This is a genomic window from Neobacillus sp. NPDC097160 (genome assembly GCF_044762155.1).
Lineage (GTDB): Bacteria > Bacillota > Bacilli > Bacillales > Cytobacillaceae > Neobacillus.
Window position 1 is genome coordinate 15368 of record NZ_JBIWDU010000015.1, and the last position, 25619, is coordinate 40986.

Annotated in this window: 26 protein-coding genes and 1 pseudogene; 5 read left to right on the forward strand and 22 right to left on the reverse strand. The window is 37.3% G+C overall.

The annotated features are described in order from the left end of the window. Positions 1–58: 58 nt before the first annotated feature. On the reverse strand, positions 59–793 hold the full coding sequence (locus tag ACIQXV_RS20125) for a YwaF family protein (RefSeq protein ID WP_402961509.1): 735 nt from the start codon (positions 791–793) through the stop codon (positions 59–61). Between the two features lie 153 nt (positions 794–946). On the opposite strand from ACIQXV_RS20125, the gene ACIQXV_RS20130 reads away from it, so the two are divergent. Continuing rightward, positions 947–1192 (forward strand): hypothetical protein, encoded by a 246-nt coding sequence (locus ACIQXV_RS20130; RefSeq protein ID WP_402961511.1) that lies wholly within the window; start codon positions 947–949, stop codon positions 1190–1192. A 127-nt stretch (positions 1193–1319) separates the two neighbouring features. On the opposite strand, the pseudogene ACIQXV_RS20135 reads toward ACIQXV_RS20130, so the two are convergent. Further along, positions 1320–1694 (reverse strand): annotated as a pseudogene (locus ACIQXV_RS20135) (DinB family protein); the annotation flags it as partial. Positions 1695–2195: 501 nt separating this feature from the next. Here ACIQXV_RS20135 and ACIQXV_RS20140 point away from each other — a divergent pair. After that, positions 2196–2780 (forward strand): helix-turn-helix domain-containing protein, encoded by a 585-nt coding sequence (locus ACIQXV_RS20140; protein WP_402961513.1) that lies wholly within the window; start codon positions 2196–2198, stop codon positions 2778–2780. 147 nt (positions 2781–2927) lie between these two features. Then, complete coding sequence (locus ACIQXV_RS20145) at positions 2928–4298, forward strand: MATE family efflux transporter (RefSeq protein WP_402961515.1); 1371 nt, start codon at positions 2928–2930, stop codon at positions 4296–4298. A 266-nt stretch (positions 4299–4564) separates the two neighbouring features. Here the strand turns inward: ACIQXV_RS20145 and ACIQXV_RS20150 are convergent, their stop codons facing one another. The 16 genes from ACIQXV_RS20150 to ACIQXV_RS20225 form a co-directional block, all read right to left on the reverse strand. Further along, the gene (locus tag ACIQXV_RS20150) at positions 4565–4744 is read right to left on the reverse strand and encodes a transposase (RefSeq protein ID WP_402961517.1); all 180 of its coding nucleotides are present in this window, start codon (positions 4742–4744) and stop codon (positions 4565–4567) included. A gap of 382 nt (positions 4745–5126) precedes the next feature. Next, a complete protein-coding gene (locus ACIQXV_RS20155) occupies positions 5127–5576 on the reverse strand; it encodes a hypothetical protein (RefSeq protein ID WP_402961519.1) in 450 nt (149 codons plus the stop codon). A 439-nt stretch (positions 5577–6015) separates the two neighbouring features. Beyond that, positions 6016–7173: an RNA-guided endonuclease TnpB family protein gene (locus ACIQXV_RS20160; protein WP_402961521.1), complete on the reverse strand. Its 1158-nt coding sequence runs from the start codon at positions 7171–7173 to the stop codon at positions 6016–6018. 180 nt (positions 7174–7353) lie between these two features. Beyond that, on the reverse strand, positions 7354–8535 hold the full coding sequence (locus tag ACIQXV_RS20165; RefSeq protein WP_402961523.1) for a methyltransferase domain-containing protein: 1182 nt from the start codon (positions 8533–8535) through the stop codon (positions 7354–7356). Positions 8536–8805: 270 nt separating this feature from the next. After that, the gene (locus ACIQXV_RS20170) at positions 8806–9828 is read right to left on the reverse strand and encodes an electron transfer flavoprotein subunit alpha/FixB family protein (RefSeq protein ID WP_402961525.1); all 1023 of its coding nucleotides are present in this window, start codon (positions 9826–9828) and stop codon (positions 8806–8808) included. Further along, complete coding sequence (locus ACIQXV_RS20175) at positions 9829–10656, reverse strand: electron transfer flavoprotein subunit beta/FixA family protein (protein ID WP_402961527.1); 828 nt, start codon at positions 10654–10656, stop codon at positions 9829–9831. A gap of 478 nt (positions 10657–11134) precedes the next feature. Then, entirely contained in the window at positions 11135–11218 is an 84-nt protein-coding gene (locus ACIQXV_RS20180) for a putative holin-like toxin (RefSeq protein WP_402961788.1), read from the reverse strand. A gap of 439 nt (positions 11219–11657) precedes the next feature. Beyond that, positions 11658–13382, reverse strand: coding sequence for a DUF2075 domain-containing protein (locus tag ACIQXV_RS20185; protein ID WP_402961529.1), 1725 nt, complete (start codon positions 13380–13382; stop codon positions 11658–11660). Continuing rightward, complete coding sequence (locus ACIQXV_RS20190) at positions 13379–13693, reverse strand: nucleotide pyrophosphohydrolase (protein WP_402961531.1); 315 nt, start codon at positions 13691–13693, stop codon at positions 13379–13381. The genes ACIQXV_RS20185 and ACIQXV_RS20190 overlap by 4 nt, the downstream gene beginning before the upstream one ends. Positions 13694–14287: 594 nt before the next feature. Further along, positions 14288–14476 (reverse strand): hypothetical protein, encoded by a 189-nt coding sequence (locus tag ACIQXV_RS20195; RefSeq protein ID WP_402961533.1) that lies wholly within the window; start codon positions 14474–14476, stop codon positions 14288–14290. A gap of 14 nt (positions 14477–14490) precedes the next feature. Further along, the gene (locus ACIQXV_RS20200; RefSeq protein ID WP_402961535.1) at positions 14491–15708 is read right to left on the reverse strand and encodes a YHYH domain-containing protein; all 1218 of its coding nucleotides are present in this window, start codon (positions 15706–15708) and stop codon (positions 14491–14493) included. A gap of 286 nt (positions 15709–15994) precedes the next feature. Further along, positions 15995–16357 (reverse strand): gamma-glutamylcyclotransferase, encoded by a 363-nt coding sequence (locus tag ACIQXV_RS20205; RefSeq protein WP_402961537.1) that lies wholly within the window; start codon positions 16355–16357, stop codon positions 15995–15997. A gap of 174 nt (positions 16358–16531) precedes the next feature. Further along, on the reverse strand, positions 16532–16660 hold the full coding sequence (locus tag ACIQXV_RS20210; RefSeq protein WP_402961539.1) for a hypothetical protein: 129 nt from the start codon (positions 16658–16660) through the stop codon (positions 16532–16534). After that, positions 16633–17040, reverse strand: a complete 408-nt coding sequence (locus ACIQXV_RS20215; protein WP_402961541.1) for a hypothetical protein — start codon at positions 17038–17040, stop codon at positions 16633–16635. The genes ACIQXV_RS20210 and ACIQXV_RS20215 overlap by 28 nt, the downstream gene beginning before the upstream one ends. Next, positions 16986–17333, reverse strand: coding sequence for a hypothetical protein (locus ACIQXV_RS20220; RefSeq protein ID WP_402961543.1), 348 nt, complete (start codon positions 17331–17333; stop codon positions 16986–16988). Before ACIQXV_RS20220 ends, ACIQXV_RS20215 begins: the two co-directional genes overlap by 55 nt. A 29-nt stretch (positions 17334–17362) precedes the next feature. Then, a complete protein-coding gene (locus ACIQXV_RS20225) occupies positions 17363–17713 on the reverse strand; it encodes a winged helix-turn-helix domain-containing protein (RefSeq protein ID WP_402961545.1) in 351 nt (116 codons plus the stop codon). Positions 17714–17987: 274 nt separating this feature from the next. On the opposite strand from ACIQXV_RS20225, the gene ACIQXV_RS20230 reads away from it, so the two are divergent. Together ACIQXV_RS20230 and ACIQXV_RS20235 are read left to right on the forward strand one after the other, a co-directional pair. After that, on the forward strand, positions 17988–18704 hold the full coding sequence (locus ACIQXV_RS20230; protein WP_402961547.1) for an alpha/beta hydrolase: 717 nt from the start codon (positions 17988–17990) through the stop codon (positions 18702–18704). Continuing rightward, a complete protein-coding gene (locus ACIQXV_RS20235) occupies positions 18701–18925 on the forward strand; it encodes a prolyl oligopeptidase family serine peptidase (protein ID WP_402961549.1) in 225 nt (74 codons plus the stop codon). The genes ACIQXV_RS20230 and ACIQXV_RS20235 overlap by 4 nt, the downstream gene beginning before the upstream one ends. 238 nt (positions 18926–19163) lie before the next feature. Here the strand turns inward: ACIQXV_RS20235 and ACIQXV_RS20240 are convergent, their stop codons facing one another. The 4 genes from ACIQXV_RS20240 to ACIQXV_RS20255 all read right to left on the reverse strand — a co-directional run bounded on the left by ACIQXV_RS20240 (position 19164) and on the right by ACIQXV_RS20255 (position 25492). Continuing rightward, on the reverse strand, positions 19164–20636 hold the full coding sequence (locus tag ACIQXV_RS20240) for an aldehyde dehydrogenase family protein (protein ID WP_402961551.1): 1473 nt from the start codon (positions 20634–20636) through the stop codon (positions 19164–19166). Positions 20637–20819: 183 nt separating this feature from the next. After that, positions 20820–22082 carry an MFS transporter gene (locus ACIQXV_RS20245; protein ID WP_402961553.1) on the reverse strand — a complete coding sequence of 421 codons (1263 nt, stop codon included), beginning with the start codon at positions 22080–22082 and terminating at the stop codon, positions 20820–20822. 123 nt (positions 22083–22205) lie between these two features. Beyond that, positions 22206–23909, reverse strand: a complete 1704-nt coding sequence (locus tag ACIQXV_RS20250; protein WP_402961555.1) for a sigma-54 interaction domain-containing protein — start codon at positions 23907–23909, stop codon at positions 22206–22208. 128 nt (positions 23910–24037) lie between these two features. Continuing rightward, positions 24038–25492 carry an aldehyde dehydrogenase family protein gene (locus ACIQXV_RS20255; protein ID WP_402961557.1) on the reverse strand — a complete coding sequence of 485 codons (1455 nt, stop codon included), beginning with the start codon at positions 25490–25492 and terminating at the stop codon, positions 24038–24040. Positions 25493–25619: the final 127 nt, after the last annotated feature.

A 25619-nucleotide genomic window follows, 5' to 3' on the forward strand; every position in this document is an offset into this window, starting at 1 on the left:
CGAACTTTAATTATGTATAAAAGGATGAAGTTCAATGGCTCCATCCTTTGGAAATGTTTCAACTTCCCCCGTTACCTATATCTCCTTCAGCTTTTTGGTTGTCTCTCCTCTGTAAAACACCCAGAGGAATATACGTTATGCCGAATACAATCAATGCGGCAATTTCCAAATTTATATAATACATAATCCCAGTTCCAAAGAAGGTAAGAATTGTCTTCGATTCAGTTGGATTTGCTAAGTAGAAAAAATTCGTTCCCAGCAGCTGATTCAAGATAAAGATTGGCACAGCAATGATGTTAACGGTTATATAAGTAAATAAGATGGCATTTCGAGGAACTCTGTAACCTTCATATAGAATAAAATACAACGCGGTCAACGGAAGGACTGAATGGTGAAGAAAATATTCGATAAACCGAAAATGAGGAAATGTGTAGACCATTTCAGGTGTAACCATCGCTAAAATGGGAGGCAGAGTGGCAAAAAAATAAAACAAATAAAACACTTTTTCATTCTTTTTCAAAAATAAATATATGGCTAATACAGTACTAATGGAACACAGCTGTAAAGGAAGATCGCTCACTTCCCATTGATTGGTTAGAATTAACCATATGTGCGAAGATATTTCACATGCCGGTAACAGGATAAACAATGTCCATTTTATCATCTGCTGGTGTTTTTTACGTTTTTTGCTAAAATACACTAGAGCACAACAGGCAGCAAAGAATACAATCAACACAGCTATATGGGCAACTGAAAACAACTCGAATCCTTGCATTCCTGTAACAGAAAACATGATGTCATCACCACCTCTCACTGTACATCGGGATGCTGTTATTCTAAATTGTATTCAACCATCATTAAATCCGGCACGTTTTATTATCTGGCTTTGCTTTAAAATATTATAGGTTTCTTCAATAAAATAGCCGATTTGCCGCCGCATAAATTTATGGCCATTATGACGGAATTTAGGCGTGAAGGAGAAAAAGATCCGAATACCTTTGTGAAATATATGATTGAACAATTCCCAGATACCTTTCACTTACTTGAGTATGATGATGTTGTGCAATATGATGCAGACCTAGAAAATTCGGCGATCCTTGCCAATACCAACATGATCAAACTATTTATAAGAGAGATTACAGGCTACTTTTTTTGTATGAATCTAAATACTGAAATGAATGATACAAAATAAAGATATCGCCTCTCCCCCTGATTTAATCAAATCTGAGCTCTTAATCGGCTATGCATGTTGCTACTTATCGGGAAAGTAGTTAAAAGAAAAAAGGCACTATGATAGGATAGTACCTTGGAATTTATCTTTAAATGGTTGGGACATTCATTCCTATTTGCGCCCATTCTATTCTGGCGGGCACATAAAGTCCGGGAACCCTTACTCCTTCCTGGCACATGAGAACCGTCATTTGCCATAGATAATGAATGATGTGTTTGACGATGAGTAAAAGTGTTGCGGCCTTTGTCATTGTCCTACCGAACGCATTCACCTCTTCTATTAGAGAGCTGTCAGTCCATTGTTCCTTTACGGCGTGAACTACGTCGGTGATTACTCTTCGAAATGCCCCTGCTATTTCCTTCGCTGACTCTGGAACGGTTTGAGAATTATATACTAGAGGGACCTTGTTGCCAAACTCGATTAACATTCCGGGTGTACTGGTTACAATATGCCAAGCAATTCTCCTTAATGTCCTGTCGTCCTATGAAACTTATTGCTGCAAGGAACTATTCTGTAACGCATCCATTTGGCTTTGAGTTAAAGCTGCTTCTTGATTCCAATCTTCGATAAATCCAGTTATTCAACAATATCTAGATCTATTTCCTCCACTTTTTGAAAATTTATTTGCTCTGCGCTCATTGTGGAAACAAAGCCAATTTCAGATTCCCTTCCAAGTATTTTCTTTTAACCTATTATAAATGCATGTTTTTATAAAAAAATGAATTGGCCGTTAAGCAAAGATCAAAAAACTGCACAACAAAAATGTTATAAAAAATTAATTCTTATTACATTAAAGGACCCATTTTATATGCGAATAATCAAAACAATATGGTGTAATTTAGAAATTCGTGATTTCGGTACGAAAGAAATCAGGCGTACCGTCCCTCTGTTTAACTCTACGGAGCGTTTGTTGCTTCGTTACATTTAAAGATTTAAGATGACATTAGAGTAGGAGGAAAAATTGATGGATAATCGTAAAATTGGAGAGTTGATTTTTAATTTGAGGAAGGAAAAAGGACTGACACAGAAACAATTAGCCGATCAAATGAACATTTCTGATCGAACGATTTCAAAATGGGAGCGTGGGTATGGCTGTCCGGATATCTCGCTATTACCAAGTTTATCATCCCTCCTTGGCGTAAATATCGAATATATTTTAGATGGTGAATTATCGTCGAATGAATTTGTAGGGGGAAATATGAAAAAGTCTAATTATTTTGTCTGTCCGGCTTGTAATAATATTGTATTAGCAACTGGAAATATGACCATATCTTGTTGCGGAAGAAAGTTAGAACCATTAGTAGCGAAGAAAGCAACAGACGATGAAAAGCTAACCATTTCAGAAATTGATAATGAATGGTTAATATCTTGCGGGCATCGTATGACAAAAGAAAATTATATTTCATTTATTGCTTTTGCTACCGGTGACCAAGTACAGATTATTAAACAGTATCCCGAATGGAGTTTACAAACACGTATCCCGAAACGTAAACATGGCAAACTGTTATGGTATGATACTCAATTCGGTTTATTTTATCAGCTTGTCTAAAAATTTATCAGAACAATGATAAATCGCGGGTGATGATTTAAATGTTATGACTCTATTATTAATTTTCCCCTCACTTTATGAGGAGGGAATCTTTTAAACCGAAAATCTTTATAGTTGTTTTTATGAAACTTATAGGAGTTAAATGAAATGAATAAATCTTTTAATGAAACATTGTCATTGGTAAAACCGATGATTGCTTTTCTCATTCCTGTCATTTTAGCAAGTGTTTTGCAATCATTAGGTCAAGTATTTGGCATTATCGTAGTTGGGCAAACACTTGGAGTGGATTCTTTAGCAGCTATTTCTGCCTTCTTTCCTCTACTCTTTTTCCTTATATCATTTATCATTGGAATTGGCTCTGGAAGCTCAATTCTAGTTGGGCAAACATACGGTAGAGGTGATATCCCAAAAATGAAGGAAGTCGTCGGGGTTACCTTAGTCTTTACATTCATCATTTCAATTGCTGTTGCCTTAATCGGAGGATTTTTTACAGTAGATATTTTAAAATGGATGGGCACACCTGAGAATATACTGATTAAAAGTGCAGAGTATGCACGTATATTATTTATTACATTGCCCATTACTTTCTTATATATGTGTTATACAACCTTTATGAGAGGTGTTGGTGATTCAAAAACACCTTTTTATTTTTTATTGATTAGTATTATCCTAAATATTGCTTTGCTGCCAATACTTATTTTCGGTTGGTTGGGCTTACCGGAATTTGGATTAAATGGTGCTGCGTATGCTGCAGGATTAGCCAATTTCATAACATTTGTGATTCTATTAGGGTACTTACACAAAAGAAACCATATACTCAAATTAGACTCGGATATTTTGAGACATCTTCACTTAAAAGGTTCGGTGTTGAATTCCTTACTGAAATTAGCCATTCCTACTAGTATTAGTATGGTTTCAATCGCGTTGTCAGAAATTGCAGTCATCACATTTGTCAATAATTATGGTTCTAATGCAACAGCAGCGTACGGAATCGTGAATCAAATTGCAAGCTACGTTCAAATCCCAGCGATGAGTATTTCAATCGCCATTTCAGTATTTGTTGCACAAGCCGTAGGTTCTGGAAACATTTCGAAAATCAAAGAGATAAAAAAAATAGCGATTTCCTTGAATTATCTCCTTGGTGGTATTCTCATTCTCATTCTTTACCTTATACCAAATCCTATATTAGTAATCTTTTTAGACAACACCGAAACAATTAATATAGCAAAAAGTCTTATACTGATCTCATTTTGGAGTTACATTATTTTAGGCCACACTCAGGGAATCACCGCAACAATGAGAGCAACAGGTACTGTGTTATGGCCAACAATATTTACAATCATAAGTATTCTGCTGATCCAAGTTCCGGCAGCCTACTTCTTATCACATTTCACAACTCTGGGCTTAAATGGTGTATGGCTAGCTTATCCAATTGCGTTCATCGTCAATTTCTTAGCTCAATCTTCTTACCATCAATTCTTCTGGAAAAAGAAATCTTTAAAAGCACTTTTGAGTTAAACTTACTAAATAATGAAGCTATTTATTTCCTTTTACAAATAGCTTCATTTATTTCTATTTCCGCAATAAACTGATTTGCTCGTAAAAAGCGATTGATCACTGCAGACTAAGAGCGAACTTTTATCTTTACTTTATGTTAGAAATAATTTATTCCAGTCACTTTTTAACTGGTTTGCTTACTAATGCATAGCATAGAATAGTAGCAACAGCAAAGTAATAAAAGGAACGTATATTATGATCTGAACCCAAAAAGTTAGACACGAATTTTAGGCAACTTCCTGGGCATGAGTACGGTATTGAACCGGACTCATGCCTTTTAATAATACCCATTTTTTTAACATCGTCATATTTACATTGTGTTTATGAGCTATATCTTTAAAGGATTCTATACCGTCAAGGTAAGCATTAACAGCTGCTAATTTTGTTTCTAAAGAATATTTGGTCATAAAAAACTGCACCTCCAATTGTTAAGTGGTGTCTAACAATTGGGGTGCAGTTCAATATTTATTGGGTCCTTTTAATCTTAATTATGTTACTGATTAATAGTGCAGTAATAAAACCATGAGACCAGAGTGGCTTGCATAGTCTCCATCCCAAGAGTTCCTGAGTCTGTACGCTTAACCTGGGGATGCCGAGTGCTGCTAGGGTACCGAGTAAGCCGAAGTGGTCGTCTGCCTCTTCACGTGAAATGCTAACGACGGGCATGTTAAGGTGCTTACCGATAACAGTAGCGATGCCACGTAATGGCACCCCTTCATCCGCCACCCCGTCTAGTTGTGACCCGGCTGATGCCCGCTGGGGGGCCAGGCACCGAAAACCACTGTTTAGCTAGTAATCATCATACTGATCATCATCCCAATGATCAGCCCGCACATTGTTCTTTCTTACAAAGATTTTTTCATTCATTTTATTTACAACCTCTTGCTGCTCACGTTCATTTAATAAGTCAATCTCCATAATCATTCTTTCTGAAAGAGACATTTTTCCAGCAATGTACAACGTGGTTTGTTTCATTAATTCTTTAATTTCATTTTGCCCTAAAGACAAAACATCTTTTATTTTTGCTGAGTTTTCCATCCCATTCTTTAGCTGTTGAAGCCTTGTTATTGATTCTACATGATCCTTATTTATATTTTTTGTTGCGGTTACTAACTTTTTCTGAACCTTTTCTAAGTTTTCTATGCGACTAGTCAGTTCCTTCTGGACTTCTATTAATACTTGCTGTCCTTTATTTATATGTTGAAGTTCTAAGAGTATTGTATTCAGTGTTTCTTCCATGTCAAAACCTCCAATTTGATTGGCAAAACTGCCTTACTTCAATCAATCGGTTAAGTAATAGACGCCAAAATACTGCCATTGGCAATATTCTCTATTTATATATTTTAAATCTAATAGTCAAAAAATGATGATGTAGAAATTCATTTGAAGGCAAATCTTTAGAAAGTAAATAGATAGAAATTAGAAGATGTAACGCGTTGAAGTGAGCAATTGTGGGAGTCAAATCATAAAGTAAAAATCAATAACCGATAAATACGTATCTTAACACTTTCTTTATGCCCCCTTTAAATCTATTCAGACTGTTACTTTGGTATTTTTTCAACCATATTAAATCTATCATTAATTCAACCGAAAAGGTAAGTCTAAAAATGACAAAATACTGAAATTTAAACTAGGAAACAAGATTGGGTTCAGTCCCCCGGTTCGTTAAAGCTTTAGATTACCGGGGGACTGCTAGGAGTCTATGAAAATAGTTTATATATTCAAGTAGTGCAAAAATATCTCTTAAAATAAGCAATATGAAATCTCGGCAATCGAAAATAGTTCTTTCTAGGGCAACTTCCACCACTTTTGCACTTGCTTTGTGTAAAAAATCCATGACACGATTATTCCTTTTTCTATCCAAGGAAATCAACCGGTTAGTGGTATATATCCCTTCTTTTGAGTCTTTACCATTTCGTATAATACACATGTATTTGGCTCTTAATTTGTTATAGTATTGATTGATCGATTTTAACCCTGTGCCCTTGATAAGCAGAGGCTTTTGCCCCGTGTTATCGACGATAGTTGCTAGGTTATCGACTCCCAAATCAATACCCATTACTCGTCTCGTCTCAAATACAAATTCATTTTTTTGTTGATCCGTTCTTTTAATTTCCTTTTCTTGTTCACTTTTAAAGACAATCTCTATTACATAGCGGCCATATGACGGTACAATTCGAATCTGTTGTAATTTTCCTTCCGATTGAGCGACTATCCCTAGATTTAATTGCAGATGGGTTCCTGGTAATTTTAATATATTCTCATCTTTTATTTCAGTAATTTGATTCGTTAAATAGCAGGTTGTGCGGCCATTCTTCGGTTTATATTTTGGAATCTTTGGTTTACCGGAAAAGCATTCAGGATGGATTTTATATTTCTTAGAGGATTCAAAATAGCTTTTCCAATCATCATATACTTTCCTCATCGTTTGTTGATTGGACTGAGAGGGCATTGAGGTGTAATCAATCTGTTTCATGGCCTTAAATAGTGCTTCCACAAAGGTATATCCAATGAATGATTTCTCCTGGGTTGGCATATCGAAGAGTTTCAACTTTGGTTCAATTATTTTGCCCTTATTATCTACTTTCCTAGGTTTCTTTTTTGCGCTTTCATAGCTTTTCCGGCGAATTTCATTCATTTGAGGCAAATAGGTTTCAATATCCATTAACACTTGAAGCTGGTTTTCATTTCTAATTTCTCTTCTTAATGATGTGTAAACCTGGCGAATATAGTAATTAGTGATGTTATACAAATTTTTCGCCTTAAAACATAGAGAATCACAGTAATCGAACAATTCATGTTGTGGATGAATTTGTATTTTATAGGAACTATACACACTATTCACCTCCCTTTTAAAAGGAACAAATGTTCCGCACATTAATTATATCAGATAATACTAAAATGTATAGTGGGATCACTTGAACATATTGAAAAAGAAAAACAAAAATACAGCTTATATCCCCATATCTTTAGCTAGGGGTTTTACGCTGCTTTTTGATAAAAATGTTTTTTTGAACTACTCTGGGCGTTCATCCAGGTTGTAATACCAAACAAGCGGACCAAGGTGACCGAACTTACCGACCGCCTCCTCCATTAACTGGTGTGCCTCTTCATATGCGCAGGCAGGTAAAATATCCAATTCATGATACCCCATATTTCCATAGTTATAGACAAGCAGAAACCGATCTGTCTCCCAAAGCTCAAGTCGAAACACATGCCAATGGTTCGTCACTTTCAATTGAATCCCTGTGACGAATGTTTTCTCCCTCAGCCGTTGATATGCAAATTCCGCTGTCCCTCCTTTATAAGACCTCCCCTCCTCAAATACAAGTGGGTTACCTTTCGTATAAAGATGTTCCATCCCTTCCAAGGTTTCAAGATTTGTCTCCCTTTTTGTGGCCACAATCACAGGAGACAGCCTATCTACTCCTATTTCATGGTATTCGATAGTACCACTGTCATCCCATTGAATATGGAGACCCGCATCCTGAAGTACATTCGCCCACCTTCCGAGATCTGCGGAATTTTTCAATTGTTCACAAGAGAGATACAATCCATCCTCCGTTAACAAACGATGGACTATTTCTAAATAACGACTGTCACCATAGGTTAGATTCTCCTTCAAGTACGCTAGAAGTGACCAATACTTTGAAATCATGATAGGCCCCATGATCTCATGAAAGGTCCGTGCAGAAATGATTAAATCAAAAGAATTCAGGGAAAAGTGCTTAGATACCTCCATAAAATCCATTTGGTAAAAACTCACGTTGTTCAGTCCTTGTTTTATTGCCAACTCCCGAGCACATCGAATCCCATATGCACACAGATCGATCCCTACAATCTCGGCATCTGGGAACATGGTGGCGTACTTGCAAGACAGCAACCCATTATCACAGCCAATTTCCAAAATCCGTTTCGGCTTTAAATGAGTTTGCTGACTGATCCAGTTGAGCAAGGACTGATGGAAATTCATCGTCCATGATTCTACTGCCAAACTGAAGGGCAGTGTTCGGTTTTTCACTTCATAAATATTCCCTTTTAGTTTGCGGTCCATAATGGGTTGGAGTTCCTTAGCCAAGAATGGATCGACCTCGGTTACATGCTTCCAGAAGTCCTCTTTGGTTTGGCATTCCTTGATACCCAGTGACTTAAAATAGGCAGAGAAACTTTGTGATTTTAATTTGGTATTTGCAAACATAGTATTATCTCCAGTTTAGGCGTATTTATTTTGCTTAACAGGACCAAAACCTACTAGTTAGTGCTATTATCTGGTACTAATTATAGCATAAAAAAAGCTTTACTCCTTAGTGAAGTAAAGAAAAAAGTGTTTAGCGATTAAATGAAATTTTCTATGGCCTTTGGAGGTTAAACAAATATTGTTAATCCGAAAGGCTAAACGCTAGCAGAAGCCTTGGGAAGAATTCACTCACGAATGAGAGAGGAATAATGGTAATAATTCAGCACTAACTTACTTCATCACCTTGTCACTAGAAAGTGCATGTTTAAACTGTTCGATTAGGACAGGAACGATTTCAAATGCATCGCCAACAATTCCATAATGACAGTTCTGAAAAATAGGAGCTTCTTTGTCCTTATTAATGGCAATGATTAATCCAGAATTTTTCATTCCCACAAAATGTTGAATCGCGCCAGAAATCCCAATCGCAAAATAAATCTTTGGCGTTACCGTCACACCGGTTTGCCCTACTTGATGGGGATGGTCAATCCAACCCGCTTCCACCACATCCCTGCTCGCACCAACGGCTCCTCCAAGCGTTTCAGCCAAATGGTGTATTAACTGAAATCCCTCGTAGCTGCCTAAGCCTTTTCCGCCAGCCACAACGATGTCCGCTTCGTCGATTCTGACCTTCTTAACCGTTTCCTTTACAATTTCCAAAACTTTTGTCCGGATATCTTCTTCCTTTAATGAGACGGTTTCTTCGATGACCTTGCCTATTCTCCCCACCTCTGGGGGCAGCGCCTTCATGACTTTGGCGCGTACGGTCGCCATTTGCGGCCTGTATTTTTTACATAAAATGGTCGCCATAATATTTCCGCCAAACGCCGGCCTACTCGCAAGGAGTAACCCCGTTTCCTCTTCTACATCCAGCTCCGTCGTATCCGCCGTCAACCCTGTCGGCAAATCGGTGGCCACTGCGCTTGCCAGGTCTTTTCCTGTTGAGGTGGCCCCGTAGAGAATAATTTCCGGTTTATATTTATCACTGCACTCTAACAGCGCCTTCATATAGGTTTCAGTCCGGTAATGCTTAAAGAGAGGTTGATCATAGACATACACGGTATCTGCTCCATATTCAAACACGGTCTTTGTTAAAGGTTTAACATGTTCCCCGATAAGAATACCCGCTAGTTCCACACCTCGTTTATCAGCTAATTTCCTACCAGCACCTAATAATTCAAGGGATACAGAGGCAACCTCTCCATCCTTTTGTTCAATAAAGACCCAAACACCTTTGTAATCGTTAAAATCCAATTACATTCCCTCCTTACTTTCAAACAGCTCCTTCTTTTCAAGCAGGATCTGAAGCAATTGCTCTACTTGTGCTGCTGGGTTGCCTTCAAGGAATGTTCCCCCTGCCGGTTTTTGCGGAGCCCATACTTTGGAAACAATTGTTGGTGATCCCTTTAAACCAAGCTGCTTGATATCTACATCTTCAAGGTCATCAACAGACCAGATATGTGGTTTGTATCTGGCAGCTTTGAGCATGTTCGGCATCGGGGAATATGGCACGTCATTAATGGTTTTTTCAACGGAAAATAAACACGGCAAGGTGGATTGGACGACTTCATATCCATCCTCCAGCTTGCGATGTACAACGGCATATCCTTCTTCTTGATTGATATCCACGACTTTGTTCACAGAAGTGAGTGGTGGTATATCGAGCCTTCTAGCTATTCCGGGTCCGACTTGCCCGGTATCTCCATCGATGGACATTTTTCCGCAAATGATCAAATCGACGGGCCTGGTTTTTGCAATTTTTTCAATCGCCTTTGTCACGGCATAGCTCGTTGCCAATGTATCGGCACCCGCAAACCGGCGGTCCGTAATTAAATACCCCTCATCCGCGCCTATTTCAATACATTTCTTTATAGCGGACACCGCTGGAGGTGGACCCATCGTGACAACCGATACAGTCCCACCATATCGTTGTTTTAAACGAACGGCCTCTTCAACTGCATGAGCATCATACGGATTCAAAATCGCAGGCGCTGTCCTCCGGTCCATCGTGTTAGTTTTTGGATTCATCTTAATAATTTTAGTGTCAGGCACTTGCTTGATACAGGCTACAATATGAAACATTAAACCCCTCCCATCTAACTTAAAAAGCCCATGGTTTCTTTATTACCGCCATACGAAAGCTTCCAGATGTTTTACAGCTAAAAGGCTTGTTACACCCGTCTATATCTACTTTATTATGAGAGATGTCCTTACATGCGAGTTTTCTGACAAAAAATCCACGAATTAATCGGTGCCTGACCCCCACCGCGCTAGTCGAAAAATGACAAAATACTGAAAATTAAACGAAAAAAGTGCCAAGCACCACCCAACTATCTGGAAGGTCCTTGGCACTAACAACTGTAATATTATCCAATCATATGCTCCTATTCTGTTTTCTTTTCTAAACATTTTGGTTATAATATAGCTATAGAACTGCATATATTAAAAAAGACCACTGGTGCTAGGAGCAGCATACGGTCCATGCAATAGCAAGTTCCCATCAAGGGAATCAGCATTAAGCGGAAATAATCTACCTCGGTCTGCCAAACTCAAGGGTGGATTATTTTTTTTTGTTAAATGACAGAATGGCTACGATGAAGCTTGCAAATGCAATCGTAATCATGAATGTTTCAAAAACTGTCATTCAGCATCACCCCCTCTCTGCTGGGAATGTGCCGACCACCCTTGAGAAATCCTATTCTATTGCTCTTTTTTTATATCATTCATCAAACCAGAACATATATTCGGAAGACAAAGCGCAGTTTAGAGGCTTATAGTCAGATTGCCTATAGTATTGATTAAAATATTCATATTCCGTATGCAACACAGAAAGTTCTTGCTTCAAAACTGTTTGTTTGTTTTGATAAATTAGCATTTGATTTAATTTTTTCTGGGATTCTCTTATGTTCGATTTAATTTGTTGATAATCTAAGTGTGGTAAGGCCCAATTACTCATTTCTGGATATGTACCAATTTGTTCTTTGAAGAATTTGGCCTTGATCTCATTGTTACCTAATTAGGCAGAAATAAAATCAACTCCATACTTTTGCAGCTTTTCATGGACATTGGCCGTTGCGGAGTTATTATTCGAAACAATCGCAACCGACTTTTGCTCCTTTATCCTTAAACTCATCTCTTCTAACAATGAGATTTTTGGTATCTTCATCAAAGCCTAAATCCCTTCCAATAATCACACCAACATAATCCATTTCTAGGCCTTGAACTGTATGAATACATCCGATTTGGTTAGCACATTCTGGATGAATGGCCCAGTCAATTCTATTTGGATCATTCCAAGGCAACGCAAAATTATGTTCCTCAATGACAACATCCTTAACGAGATTCCCATTAACGAGATTTTTTGTCCAATCCCAGGCGTAACCTGCTAACAATCTGCCACCATGTTTATCTACTATTTCCTCTTTCAATTGTTGAGGACTAGAAACCAGTTTGAAATCAAAATCGCCTTCAAGCTTAAATGTTTCTTGGTCGTTGTTTAGTATGCTATTAAGCCAAGAGATGTAATTTCCTGATCCTGAGCAGCGGTATTGTGATTCAAGTTCAACTGTATGTATATCAGCTCCGAATCTGGCCGCTTCTTTTTCTACCTCTTTTACACTTCCAATATCTTTTTTTGATATTTTCTGAAAATCATCAATGAAGAACACGCTTATTCGTGAGGAACGTATAATTTGTGTAATTTGATTTTCTCCTTCAATCTTCTTTTTCATATGTCCTTGCTCTTTTAGTCGATGGGCTTCGTCACAAATAAGGACATCAAAATAATTTTCAGGTGCATGTACGTATGAGGCAGACCCTTTAAATAAATCTCTCACTTCCACATGACCTGAAGACCCAATTAACTTTTTACGGAGTACTTCCCTAAATGCCTGGTTAGGCGTTATATATTCCACATATGCTTTCGACTTTAACATATGACTCATTAAATTTAATCCAATGACAGATTTCCCTGTACCTGGGCCACCTTTTATAATAATCACATGCTTTTGGTCTGTCTGTGCTTTAAATTGGTTATATTTGCTCACTACTTTTTCATAGGCAACCTTTTGTTCATCAAGTAAAATAAACTCGTCATTGCCTTCAATTAATGATCCGACTGTTTCAACTAATTTTTTAGAAGGTCTGATTTTGCCATTTTCAATGGTTTCAGCAATCTCCCTCCCATTCCCTTTTGAAACCAACTTTCGGATATTCCTTGCCAAATCCCGATCATTGAATTGGAAATACACAGGAGATTCCTGTAGATAACTGCTGTAACGCTTATCTAGCAGTGGCTCACCGATACTAGCCATAATATAATTATGTAAATAAGCACAAGAATGAAGCTGAATCGATGTCGAATCACTATATAAGGACTCATTGAAATTTTGTAAATACCTCTTATACGAAGATGCTTGGTAGGCAGGATGAACCGTTTCCCGTTCCCTTCCGCCTAAAAAGGTTCGAACAATCCCATCTCCTTCAGACACTTTTGCTTTCTGCCATTGTTTCAACTCAATAATAACGGCATTTTTTGTACCCTGTTCATCTTGTCCAGCCACAAGAAAGTCGATTCTTTTTTCAGAGGAAGGCAGCTTATATTCTAATAAAACATGTGTATCCTCTTTTAAATCTGCATCCCTAAGGACCTTTGCCATTTGAGGCAGTGAGTTTTCCCAGGATCTCAATTCACTGCTTGAAACGACTTTGTTCATTTTTGCCAGGACGTTTTTCTTGAGAACGTACCCAATTTTATTTTCATAGATATGGTTTAAAAAGTTTGATGAGCTCTCATTATAAATAATCATTTGACTCTTTCCTTACTTTTGTTCAATGGGTATTTAATCGCGTTCTTAACCAGTTTGTTTAAGACTTCCTCTTCAAGATTAATCTCCATCTTATCAGCAAGCTGTACAAGATAGATTAAAATATCTGCGATTTCTTCTTTTATATTTTGTTTGGATACAGCGATTGCTTCTTCACTTGTTCGCCATTGGAAATTTTCAAGCAATTCATTTGCTTCAAGGGAAATTGAAATGGCCAGATCCTTTTCATTATGATATTTTTTCCAATCTCGTTCATCACGAAATTCTAACACTTTTTGTTGTATTTCCTTCATAGTCATTCTCTCCTATATTGCAAGTAAGGGTATCGTTATATTTGTAAAATATTTAATAATAATACCCTTATTTTAACACTGGAGATAAAAATAAACATTTTAATTTTCTTAATACTTTCCGGATGAATAAAAGTGATTGTAAAACTCATTATTCATTGGATTTCAATCCCACATAAAAAATAACCTACCTTCAGGTTGTTTCAAAGAAAGATAATAATTATATTCATTTAGTTAAAAAGAAAATCTTCATAGTTTGAATGCATATTCAATAACTTCATAACTGATATTTCATTCCTACGGTTTGCGTTAATTAAATTTGCAACATGTTTTAAGTATTCCTCTCCCGCTAAAATTTACTTTTACACTCAAAAGAACAGCCTCATATAATGAGACTGCCCAGGATAATTATTCATCTTTTTTTATAACAGTATATTTATTAGCTCCAGGTTCTCCACTAATATATAATGACTGTTGAGGTTCTAGGTAACGATGACTATTTCTGTTTTGTATAATCTTTTCTCTTAAATCATTTGCTCTTTGCAGCCTGTGATAAATGAACTGTTTTTCATCTTCATTTCGAATCATTGCCTTTTTTTAGGCTTGAATACCATTTCGTTCCGCTTTTTTCTTTCCCTTTTCCAATTTTCTTTGCTGACGGAACTCTTCTTTCCCCATTCGGTATTTGATCACTTTTTCTTTTGTAATATGCTGATTTTCCTTCTTCGATAGTACCTTAACAAACAAGTCCTCGATTTTATAACAAACTGTGTGATAAAGTCCCATTTCCCGTTCCCCCATTAACTAATCATTTTTTTTGCAACGTATAATCTTCTTCCCAACCAGCCAAGTGCAACTGCACCAATTCCGCCCGAAGCCGCTTTTCGATTGGTACTTTGTTGTTTTTCGTATAATTTCAATCCCAATTCATAATGATGTTTAAATATTACTTCACCTTTTTTATATTTAGATGGGATTTTTAATTCCCTTCCTTCTTTACCTAATGCATAACCTGCTTCCTTAATTTTGGCTATTTCCTTGTTCGACTCAAATCCTTCTTTAATCCAACCTGCAAATTTTTCATTGGTTTCGTTAGGATTTAAATATTCCAAATTTATAAAGGCTGCTTCATATCCTTTCTGCAAATACTCTTCTTTGAGCTCTGTTTGTGCTTTTTCATAACCTTCTTGGTATGCCTTTGCATATATTTCTTCGATATTTTTAAGTGTATTTTTCATATTCTTTTTCCCATCGCTGTAGCCCAAATCGGTATATTCTTTCTTCTTTGCTTCCACTCGTTCTGTAATTGCTTTATTAAAACCCTCTTCAAATGCTTTATTTAGACTTGGATGAGCAGCATTCACTGCAGGTATGACAATTTTGTCATGTTCTTTCCCAAATGCATAGCCATCATTTATTGCCTTTGTTTTTTCTCCATCTATCTTTTTCTTACCTTCATCGTATCCTTTAAGATAACCCACAGCATAACCAACCTTATATGCTTCTGTACCAACTGAATGGTTACTATTACTTGGCGTTTCTTGGTATCCATCCTTAAGACCAGCCGGATATCCTTCCTTTTCCCCTGTTGAATTGTCGTACTCCTCTTTCCTGTGAGCTGCTTGTTCAGGACTATTATTAATCAGTGTCTTATCATATCCACTGGGCGCCTCACATGGTATCCCATCATCGACCATACCATTTCCCCAACCATCCAGGTTTTCCGGATCGTAGGTAGCAGAATAGCCTTTTGAATTCCAATATTGAATCATTTCATCATAGGTGGCAAAATCACTACAATCCTTATCTGTATTTATTGGAGTGCTGTCCTCTGTTGAACCTCCTGTAGATGTTCCTCCACCATTATGGTAGTGATAGCCTGCACATAATCCCTTTGATTTTGATTTTTCACTGCAATTATGTCCACCACTTGAATCCGTTCTCCCTGAATGAGCCGAAACAAAAGTTCCAAATAATAATGTTAACAACAGTGTGAAAATTGCGACTTTTTTATTCATCTTATTCCCCCATTAAATTTATTCTAATAACTGTGTTAGATGCCTACTAAAAAATTAAATCTATCTATATACTATTTTTTAGTAAGAATTCATTTATAAGACTATAAGTGGTATTTTACCATATAAATACCATAATATCCCTATAAATGTTGTTTTTCTTTTCCATAGTCAAATTATATTTCTTAGTTTTACCTACCTGTTCGTTGGGTTGATTCCTCCATCGTACGGGTGCCCTGTTCCTACCAGTATTTGCGCTGTCATTGTCGCCAGCCTTCATTCCTCCTTATTAATCTCCTAAATTAAAGTTTTCTTTTAGCTGTTTTCTTAGCTTTTCCATATAGTCTGCACTTAGAAATCCGCTACCACCTCGAAGTATTTCTTCTACATAATGATTAGGCGGCGGTGTTTCCGGATCTTTATCGACCACGACAAATGTAAGAACATTTTTGAGTGGCCTGCCATTTAAGCTGATATCGATTAAAGCAGGTCGATAACAGCCCGTATTTACACCTTCTCTTTGATATAAATACGATAGGGCCTCTGGCGGTATTTCATAGACCTTACCTTCAACCGTGCCAGGTTCCTCAACGATATCAGCTCTACTTCCGTCATGGGCCCTTTGCGTAAAACGTAATTGATAACCACCCAAAATGCTGCACCCAATTACTTTTTGAAAATAGTGTTACCCAAACTCTGAATCTATCAGCTTTCCAACTGTCCAACATTGTTTGTCTATACAAGCAGCATCACTCAATAAATCATGATTTCGTACATTTTTTCTTAATGTTCTATAGACAAATACAATATATTTTTTCACTAAACTTCACCCCGTTCTCTTTTGCAAAGTTCCTTCCACTTGTTTTTTCGTCCAATTTACCAGACCAGAATAATTCTTTTCTTCGGTTAAATGGGTAGCGGCTTTCTTCATTTCTTTATTACGCTTGAACACCATTTTTTTAACCCCCTAATTTCCCGTGCATGCGTTTGAAGAATCTCAGCCATTTGGACTGTGTCTTGATAAATCCAATTCATATCCCAACGGTCGCTGGATTCCTCAGGGCGGAGGCAGGAGCCGGAGCCGTTTCCGTAATGAACTTGCCAATGATAATGAAGGTTTAATCCGCTTAAATATTTCTCCTGGACCACTTGAAACCATCCCCCCTGAAACACACCCGAAAATTGAACATTTGGTGCATTGCGGTGATGGCCATTGCAGATAGCGAGAGATGTGATTCCCACCAAATTAAGTGATTTTACCAGCATGGCCATGTTTGCATCTAAATCCAAGGCATCACTTTGATGCCAAATCGTCGCTGAGCAAATGCCCTCCACTGAAAATGATAGCCCTCCATGTGTACAGGGAATTCCACGCCGGAAACGTTCATAATGAGCTTTATTGTTGAAATGGGTGTATGGTTGATCAATACTTGAAACTTGTTCTCCTCCCATAAAGTTGGAATCCCTATCGTAGTCAATAGTGCTCTTGTTTTTTCCACATCAGTTTTTGTATTACCTTCTGTAAAAATAATAAAATCGTTCTTTACTGCCACAAACAACCCTCTCATTTGCAATGCCTCTGCAATTCGTTCTGTTGCATTCATCATTTCTACTTTTACTAATCTCATTCCCATCATCCTCCTTGTTACTTTCTGACTTAAGTATAAAAAACAAGGTTACGAAGTTCGTAACCTTGTTTTTTAGCCTTTGCGGAGGATTTTGCTGATATGTCAGCCTTCCAGACGTAACCTCCATTGGCTATAACCAGTATATTATCTGCGATATCATCACGACCCATGGCTTTGGACAGCTTGACTCGGATAGCTGAAATATAGCGTCTAACAGCCGTATTTCCTACCTCCTGGCTTAACCAAACCGCTTCTTCTATGCCTCTCTTTGAACAAGTCATCATACGATGATCAATCAAGTAACCTAGCATTTCCGCTTGTTTTTGCTCGAGATTTACAGCATCATTTATGCCATAAAAGTTATTTTTTAATTTCAACATTATTCATTTTTTTAAATGGACTATAACCGTTCCTTGAATTGGGATAAAACCATAGAAAAGAGACTATGGATTTTAAATCCTTCGATACAAGGTAGTAAAATTGTCCTGTTTTCAATATGCACACCCCTAGTTCATAAACACAATAGCCATCCTCTGTTATTTTTACACAAATATGTTTATGGATAGCTATAAAATGGGACTTTAAAATTTTCCGTTTTTGTGTTGATTTACATATGATAATGTACCGATGACTTCAAATGGAAAAGAGGAGTTCATGTTGAGTGAGGAAAAGAATGGGGAATCAAGTAAATCAGGTAAGTCCCTGTGGAAACCGCTTTTGGCAGCACCCGCTTTATTTTTTCTTGCCCCATTAGGGATTGGTTTGTATCTAACTCATCCATTCCCGGCAAAGACGACAAAAAATCCAGGGGAATATGGTCTTGCATTCGAAGAGATTGAATTTTTCAGCCGAAAAGATCAAGTAAAACTGTCTGGCTGGTGGATTCCAGCAGTTTCAAAGAAAAGCAAGAAAACGGTCATCACGGCACACGGTTACATGAATGAACGTGCCATGGAAAGGATTGAAGGGCTGCGGCTTGTCAAAGTCCTGTCAGAACAAGGCTATAATGTGCTGATGTTTGATTTTCGCAATTCAGGCAAATCGAAGGGAAAAACCACGGGGATCGGATACTTTGAAAGACACGATTTGTATTCAGCGATTGATTATGCGATTCAGGAAAAACATCACGAAAAAGTTGCTCTCCTTGGCTGGAGTATGGGAGCTGCCACTGCGCTTATTGCTGGATGCGAACACCCCGCAGTTTCCGTCATCATTGCCGACAGTCCCTTTTGTGATTTAGAACCTTTTCTAAAAGAAAATCTTTCGCATTGGACCAAGCTACCAAAACGGCCATTTACACCGATTGTTTATCATTCCATGCGTAAACTCTCAAAATTGACCTCACAGAAGTTTCACCCATCAATCATGTGAAAAATACGAAAGGAATATCCATCTTCATCATCCACAGTAAGACAGATAAAGCTATTCCTTATGCCGAGAGCGAAAAATTATTTCAATCGATCTCATCCAATAACTATAAAGAATTGTGGCTGACGAAAGATTGCGAGCACATTCATTCGTATCGTTTGCATAAAAATGAGTATACACGCCGTGTACTCAGGTTCCTAAATAAGTACTTAAAACTTGACTAAAACGGATATGGGAGAAATCAATAAACAAGTTAAAAAACGCTCCCCTATCATAAACAATCATAAATGAAAAAAGGGACAGACCCCCGACGCGCTAAAGCTTTAGCATGTCGGGGGTCTGTCTCTAGAACCATATATAGTGGCGGTATTGACTCTACCGATCAATTTGACTACTCAGATTAACATAAAAAAGCGAACAGTTTATTCCACTGATCGCCAAAGTTTATAACTTCTAAAACATTTACTTTCTTTTAAACCATCCACTAGGCTGGACATTTAGATTGATGTTAACTTGCTTGACCTCTTGGTATGACTCGAACCCAAAGGTCCCAAGCTCTCTCCCGATTCCGCTTTGTTTATATCCGCCCCATGGTGCTTCATTAAAGGTAGGATGGTACGTGTTGATCCAAGTAATTCCCGCTCTAAGTTTACGAATTACACGCTGTGCCTTTGCCCCATCAGAAGTAAACACGGCTCCTGCAAGTCCGTATAAGGAATCATTTGCAAGTCTAATCGCATCCTCTTCATCCTTAAAGGTTTGTATGACTAATACGGGGCCAAATATTTCCTCTTTCACAATCCTCATATCAGGAGTTGTATTCCCAAAAATGGTAGGCGCTATAAAAAAACCTTTTTCAAATAATTGATCTCCCCCACATAATAACTCCGCGCCGTCTTCTTTTCCAAGAGAAATATAATTTAACACTTTTTGCATATGCTGATTTGAAATAAGTGGACCCATTTCCGTATCCGGATCCATTCCATTCCCTACCGCGATTTCATTCGCTCTTTTCACAAGCTCAGGCACAAATTTTTCATATAATGATTCCTGCAGTAATAATCTCGAACCTGCAGAACATACTTGACCTTGATTGGCAAAAATGGCAAAAATGGCATAAAGAGCATAATCCACTGCGGTTTCAAAGTCAGCATCTTCAAATACAATATTTGGGGATTTTCCTCCTAATTCGAGCGAAGTCTTTTTTAATGTTTCAGCTGCGGATTTCATAATTTTTTTGCCAGTGACAGTTCCACCGGTAAAAGCAATTTTATCCACCAAGGGGTTTCTTGCTAACTCTGCTCCAACTGTTGCCCCCTCTCCAAGAACAAGGTTCACAACACCAGAAGGAAAACCAACAACGTCAATAATTTCAAATAATTTAATTAAACTTAAAGGTGTTTGCTCTGCAGGCTTAATGATTACCGTACACTCTGCTGCTAAAGCAGGAGCAAGTTTTTGCACTGCCATCACTAAAGGATAATTCCATGGAACAATTTGTCCTGCAACACCAATGGCATCACGGACTACATAAGCCTGAATATCATCTGGCACATCATACACTTGGCCGGATGGCTTTGTAGCTAGACCGGCATAGTATCTAAATTGGTTTACCGCATCTTCAACATCATAAATTGATTCACTTAATGGTTTCCCGTTATTCAAGGGTTCAAGTAAAGAAAACGCCTCGACATCTTTTTCCAGTTTATCTGCGACCATCGATAATAAATGAGCCCGATGGCGAGCGTGAGTATCCCCCCAGCCATCCACATAAAATGCTTTGTGTGCTGCTTGGATTGCCGCTTGTGCATCTTCAACAGAACCTTCCGTAACTTCAGCAATTATTTCTTCAGTAGCAGGATTAATAATATTCCTAACCTTACCACTGCCGCTTGTTATCCACTTACCTTGAATATACATCTGTTTAACACTCATCTTACAAAGACTCTCCCTTTTTGTTTTTATTACTTTGTTTATTTTAAAACCCTTCTCAATTATTTTTTAGTGAAATTTCCCCAAGTCAATCCACCATATTTAAGTTTGGTAAGTTACAATTCGTCTTAGAAAAAGGGGGTAGTCCCTCGGTACGAAGAACAATCTTTTTGCACATTATTAAAGTTAACTTTGGATTACTATTTCATCAGTTGTTTTCAGACTTGTGCCTTTTTTCGAATCCTTACTTAAAAATCCGGCAACGAAATTTAGGACAAAAGTAGCGACTATAATACCAATAAATCCTATTGTATATGCACCCGTTGCATCTCTGATATAGCCCATTATATACGGATATAGAAAGCCTCCTACTAAAAATCCAATTCCTAAAATAAATCCATTTGCGGTTGCAACATACTTAGTACCTACAGATTCCACTGCTGAAGCTAATGCAACAGGCATTCCAGAATAAACACCAAGACCGACTAGTGGCATCATAAATGCAACAAGACCATAGCTGCCATTGGCTAAAGCTATTGTGAGAATGATTATAGTAAGAGTCATCCATAAGCCTGCAAGTATGATAAAAGGCTTTCTTTTCCCCATCTTATCTGATACTGATCCAAAAATTATTGAAGGAACTATACCAACCAATACATAAAGAGATGTTAAAAACCCCGCAAGTCCCTCAGACCAACCAGCATCTTCTATAAGTATAGTAGGTACCCAATAGGCAATAACTGCATATAAGCCCCATTCACCAATGAAAAAGGCTGATGCCACGATGACATTTCTATCTCCTATAACTTTGAGATAGTCTTTCAAATTAAATTTTTCTCCTGATTCTTTCGCAGTTTCTTGACGATCAGTGATGTGAGGTGGATTCTTTAATAAGAAAAAGGAAATAATTAATATGGCAACTAATAATATACCTCCAATAGCTGCTCCATTTCTCCATCCCATGGCTGTTAGAACATAGGAAAATAAGTAAAGTGAAAAAACTGTCCCGATCCCATCAGATGTAAACATTACCCCCATGGCAGAACCAACCCCATTTGACTTTTCAAACCATTGGGCTGCCATAGTGTAAGGCCCTACAAACAATAAGCCTACTCCAAGACCAATAAGTGCCCTAGAAAAAACTAGTGATGAGTAATTAGGCATATAGGCAAAAAGAATTTGCCCTACAGCACTAATCAATAGTCCCCACAAAATAATATTTCTAGCGCCCCACTTATCTACCAATACTCCAACAAAAGGTAATGTTAGCCCTCCAACCAATGCAGTAACTGAAGCCAACATCCCGGTTTGGGCGTAACTAATGGATGTGTCCTCCATTAGTTGGGTTATCTGAGTCGAGTATCCAATATAAGGAAGAAAACATCCTACTAACGCTAAATATGATAACCAAAGCATTGTCCATTGACCTTTTACTTTCATATTCTCCATATTTAAGCACCCCCTAAATTATTGAAAACGAATACCTGTAGGCTAGACATCAGATATATAGGTAGAAAATAAAAAATATTCGGATAATTTTGGTTAAATTAATGAATTTTTGTATAAAATGACTTATAAATTATACTTTTTTAATTTCCTAACAATAGTTGATTGATTAACACCCAAAAGATCAGCCATGTCCCGCGTATTTTTCGATTTTGTTTTTGCCTCTAATAATATTTGCTGTTCAGCTTTTTCAAGAAAATCAAATAATTGTGGAAACTTCCTATTTACTCCCATTACTACCTCATTTGATACCAGTGATATTGGTTGATTAACAGTAAAGAAAACATCTTGACCAGTAATAACAAATCTTTCAACTACATTTTGAAGTTCACGAACATTACCTGGCCACGAATACTTTTTTAATCTTTCTAACATTAGCTCATTAATTTCAATATTCTTATTGAATTTTTGGTTGAAAAATTGAAGATAATAAAACGCCAAAGCCTCTATGTCTTCTTTTCTTTCTCTAAGAGGGGGAATAAGAACGGGAACGACATTAAGTCGATAATATAGATCTTCTCGAAAGGTTTTTTCTATAACTTTTTTTGCAAGGTCTTGGTTTGTTGCTGCTATAATTCGCAAATCTATAGGCTTTTCTTGTAATCCACCTATTCTTTTTACCTTTTTTTCTTGTAAAACCCTAAGAAGTTTGACTTGAAGGTGTATGGGCATTTCACCAATTTCATCTAAAAATATCGTGCCATTGTTAGCTAATTCGAAAACTCCTATTTTTCCTCCCTTTCTAGCGCCAGAAAATGAACCTTCCTCATAACCAAATAATTCTGATTCCATCAAGTTTTCAGGTATAGCTCCACAGTTTACTGCAATAAATGGTTTATCATTTCGATTACTCATACTATGGATTTTATTGGCAACTACCTCTTTACCAACACCCGTTTCACCTAAAATTAAGACAGTTGTATCAAAGGATGCAACAGATTTAATTAGAATTTTTAAACTTTTCATTTCCCTACTCGAGTAAATAAAGGGTTTTTTATTCGAATGTTCTTGTTGGACGCTCATCACTTCTTGCTGATAACTAATTAAAAGGTTTTTAACTTCATTTAGCTTTTCTGTTAACTCAGTAACTTCCGATGAATCTTTGGTAATAGATATAACTCGAACAATTTTTCCGTTTCCATCCTTTATTGGAACAGATTCAATTTCAAAGACTTCTCCTGATTTTGTATATTGTAATCCTTGTTCTCTTTTTCCTGTACTAAGTACTTTCGCAGTAACAGAAGGATAGAATTCTTTCTGTCTTTCTAAATCAAAAACATTTTTCCCTAAATATTGCTGGTCATCTTCAGCGGTAGCAAATGTGATATTCCCGTATCCGTCAGTAATGAGTATATTATGGAAAAAATTATAGAAGATAGTCTCTAATTCTTTAAGTATCCATTTATCCGAAGCAATATGATTACTTATTCGTCCACCAATATTCCAATCGATAACACTGTCAATTTTATCAAATTCGCTTTTTAATAGTGAAGCGTTATGAGTCTTTTCTGATGAACTTAGTTCTCCTTCATTATTAAGTATGGGTTTCGTCATTAGCTCTTCTAAAGGTAATATTAATGCCTTCTTGAAACCGACCTCTTTCACTTTTTTATATAAAGTGGACCTGTTTATATATCCTATGGTCTTTTCATTTTCTTGCAAAATAAACCATTGACAATCTAATTCTATTGCATTGAGAAGAATTGTCTCGATGGTAGTTGGCCACGGAATATAAACAGCATTTCGTATATGATATTTTCCATTATCCATACATTTCACTCCCGAAAAAAATCAATCTGCAATTTGTTACGTATTTTATATTACCTAGGAAGTGATTTAATATATGGTTGCGAAACTGTCATGTTCGCAACCATATTTTCATAATCAGAAGCTTAAGATTAAGAAGAGAAATCCCAAGTAACAGTGCGAAGATGTGTCATATCTAACATTGTATATCTGCCACCAATACGTCCCCAGCCTGTACTAGTACCAGCTGCGCCACCAAATGGTACATGAGGTTCCCAATAACCGCCGTGTTCATTGATAATTGTATTACCCGTTTTTAAGCCATTCATATATTTGAATGCACGAGCTGAGCTTTTTGTATACACAGCTGACTGTAATCCCAAATATGAATCGTTACCAACTTTAATAGCCTCTTCATCACTCTTAACAGTAAGGATTGGTACAATTGGTCCGAAAGTTTCGTGCTTATTAATTAAAGTATCGAATCCGACATTATCTATAACAGTGGGTTGGAAATAAAGATTAGTTGGATAATTTGTTGCTCTTCTACCGCCTAAAAGAACGTTTGCACCTTTCTCCAGTGCATCAAGTATATGTGATTCCATTTTTGAAGCAGTTGCTTCATTGTTCATTGGTCCAACTTTGGTTGACTTATCAAATGGATCCCCTAACGACCAGTTTTTTGCTTCCTCAACCACACGTTCGACGAAAGCATCGTGAACATTTTCATGAACAAGAACTCGTGCCGTAGCGCAACACACTTGCCCTGCATTAAAGAATCCTCCGTGAACAGCTCCTTTGGCTGCAGCATCAAGATCAGCATCTTCACAAACAATAGTTGGACCATTACCACTAGCTTCGATGATCGATGGTTTTAATCCAGCTGCACGGACTATTTTTTCAGCGGTAGTATGAGAGCCAATAAATCCTAATGCATCAACTCCTGGATGTTCAATAAGTTGTTGTCCTACCTTCCCGTCGCCATAAACTATATTAAACACTCCCGGTGGGATGTCAGCTTCGTGCATGATTTCTGTAAAGAGACTAATGATTCCTGGAGTATACTCTGAAGGTTTGAGAACAATTGTATTTCCTGAAGCAATAGCTGGAGCTACAAACTCTGCTAGCATAAGAGTTGGGAAGTTCCACGGAATAATAATTCCATAAACACCATTGGCTTTACGGAATGTAAAAATTCGTTTATTTTGATCTTGGGAAGGTATAATTGCTGTTTCCATACGTTTAGCATCTTCTGCGGCAATTCTAAATAGTTCTGCTGATTCTTCAATATCTGGTAATGATTCGGCTTCGTATGGCTTACCTTGTTCAAGCGAAAGTGCACGGCTTAATTTTTCTTTATTCCGGTCAATTGCATCTGCGATTGCATAACAAACGCGACCACGGTCCCAAGCTGTAGCAGCCTCCCAAGGGACTTGAGCCTTTCGAGCTGCTGCAACCGCAGCATCAATTTCATCTTCAGTGGAATCTGGAGCTCGGTATATGATTTCACCCGTAACAGGAGACACTACCTCACGTACGTTCGTACTAGCAGACTCAGACCATTCCCCATTAATAAAATTTCTCAATACCGCTGTTTTTATTTGCATATTAACAACTCCCTTTTGAAATTTTTATTTTTATATGAAATTTAATTGATGCCTAAATGGATTTAATATTCTTACTTTTTCGAATAAGGAGGTAATCAAGGTTCTATCACACTTTAAAACTAATATT

Bases quoted from the DNA above. Each gene is read 5' to 3' on its own strand.
- ACIQXV_RS20240 (WP_402961551.1), bottom strand. From the start codon at position 20,636: ATGAGTGTTAAACAGATGTATATTCAAGGTAAGTGGATAACAAGCGGC.
- ACIQXV_RS20195 (WP_402961533.1), bottom strand. From the start codon at position 14,476: ATGGGACTTTATCACACAGTTTGTTATAAAATCGAGGACTTGTTTGTT.
- ACIQXV_RS20140 (WP_402961513.1), top strand. From the start codon at position 2,196: ATGGATAATCGTAAAATTGGAGAGTTGATTTTTAATTTGAGGAAGGAA.
- ACIQXV_RS20185 (WP_402961529.1), bottom strand. From the start codon at position 13,382: ATGATTATTTATAATGAGAGCTCATCAAACTTTTTAAACCATATCTAT.
- ACIQXV_RS20245 (WP_402961553.1), bottom strand. From the start codon at position 22,082: ATGGAGAATATGAAAGTAAAAGGTCAATGGACAATGCTTTGGTTATCA.
- ACIQXV_RS20130 (WP_402961511.1), top strand. From the start codon at position 947: ATGGCCATTATGACGGAATTTAGGCGTGAAGGAGAAAAAGATCCGAAT.
- ACIQXV_RS20175 (WP_402961527.1), bottom strand. From the start codon at position 10,656: ATGTTTCATATTGTAGCCTGTATCAAGCAAGTGCCTGACACTAAAATT.
- ACIQXV_RS20220 (WP_402961543.1), bottom strand. From the start codon at position 17,333: ATGAGATTAGTAAAAGTAGAAATGATGAATGCAACAGAACGAATTGCA.
- ACIQXV_RS20155 (WP_402961519.1), bottom strand. From the start codon at position 5,576: ATGGAAGAAACACTGAATACAATACTCTTAGAACTTCAACATATAAAT.
- ACIQXV_RS20125 (WP_402961509.1), bottom strand. From the start codon at position 793: ATGTTTTCTGTTACAGGAATGCAAGGATTCGAGTTGTTTTCAGTTGCC.
- ACIQXV_RS20200 (WP_402961535.1), bottom strand. From the start codon at position 15,708: ATGAATAAAAAAGTCGCAATTTTCACACTGTTGTTAACATTATTATTT.
- ACIQXV_RS20190 (WP_402961531.1), bottom strand. From the start codon at position 13,693: ATGAAGGAAATACAACAAAAAGTGTTAGAATTTCGTGATGAACGAGAT.
- ACIQXV_RS20210 (WP_402961539.1), bottom strand. From the start codon at position 16,660: ATGGTGTTCAAGCGTAATAAAGAAATGAAGAAAGCCGCTACCCATTTA.
- ACIQXV_RS20225 (WP_402961545.1), bottom strand. From the start codon at position 17,713: ATGTTGAAATTAAAAAATAACTTTTATGGCATAAATGATGCTGTAAAT.
- ACIQXV_RS20230 (WP_402961547.1), top strand. From the start codon at position 17,988: ATGTTGAGTGAGGAAAAGAATGGGGAATCAAGTAAATCAGGTAAGTCC.
- ACIQXV_RS20250 (WP_402961555.1), bottom strand. From the start codon at position 23,909: ATGGATAATGGAAAATATCATATACGAAATGCTGTTTATATTCCGTGG.
- ACIQXV_RS20145 (WP_402961515.1), top strand. From the start codon at position 2,928: ATGAATAAATCTTTTAATGAAACATTGTCATTGGTAAAACCGATGATT.
- ACIQXV_RS20165 (WP_402961523.1), bottom strand. From the start codon at position 8,535: ATGTTTGCAAATACCAAATTAAAATCACAAAGTTTCTCTGCCTATTTT.
- ACIQXV_RS20150 (WP_402961517.1), bottom strand. From the start codon at position 4,744: ATGACCAAATATTCTTTAGAAACAAAATTAGCAGCTGTTAATGCTTAC.
- ACIQXV_RS20180 (WP_402961788.1), bottom strand. From the start codon at position 11,218: ATGACAGTTTTTGAAACATTCATGATTACGATTGCATTTGCAAGCTTC.
- ACIQXV_RS20255 (WP_402961557.1), bottom strand. From the start codon at position 25,492: ATGCAAATAAAAACAGCGGTATTGAGAAATTTTATTAATGGGGAATGG.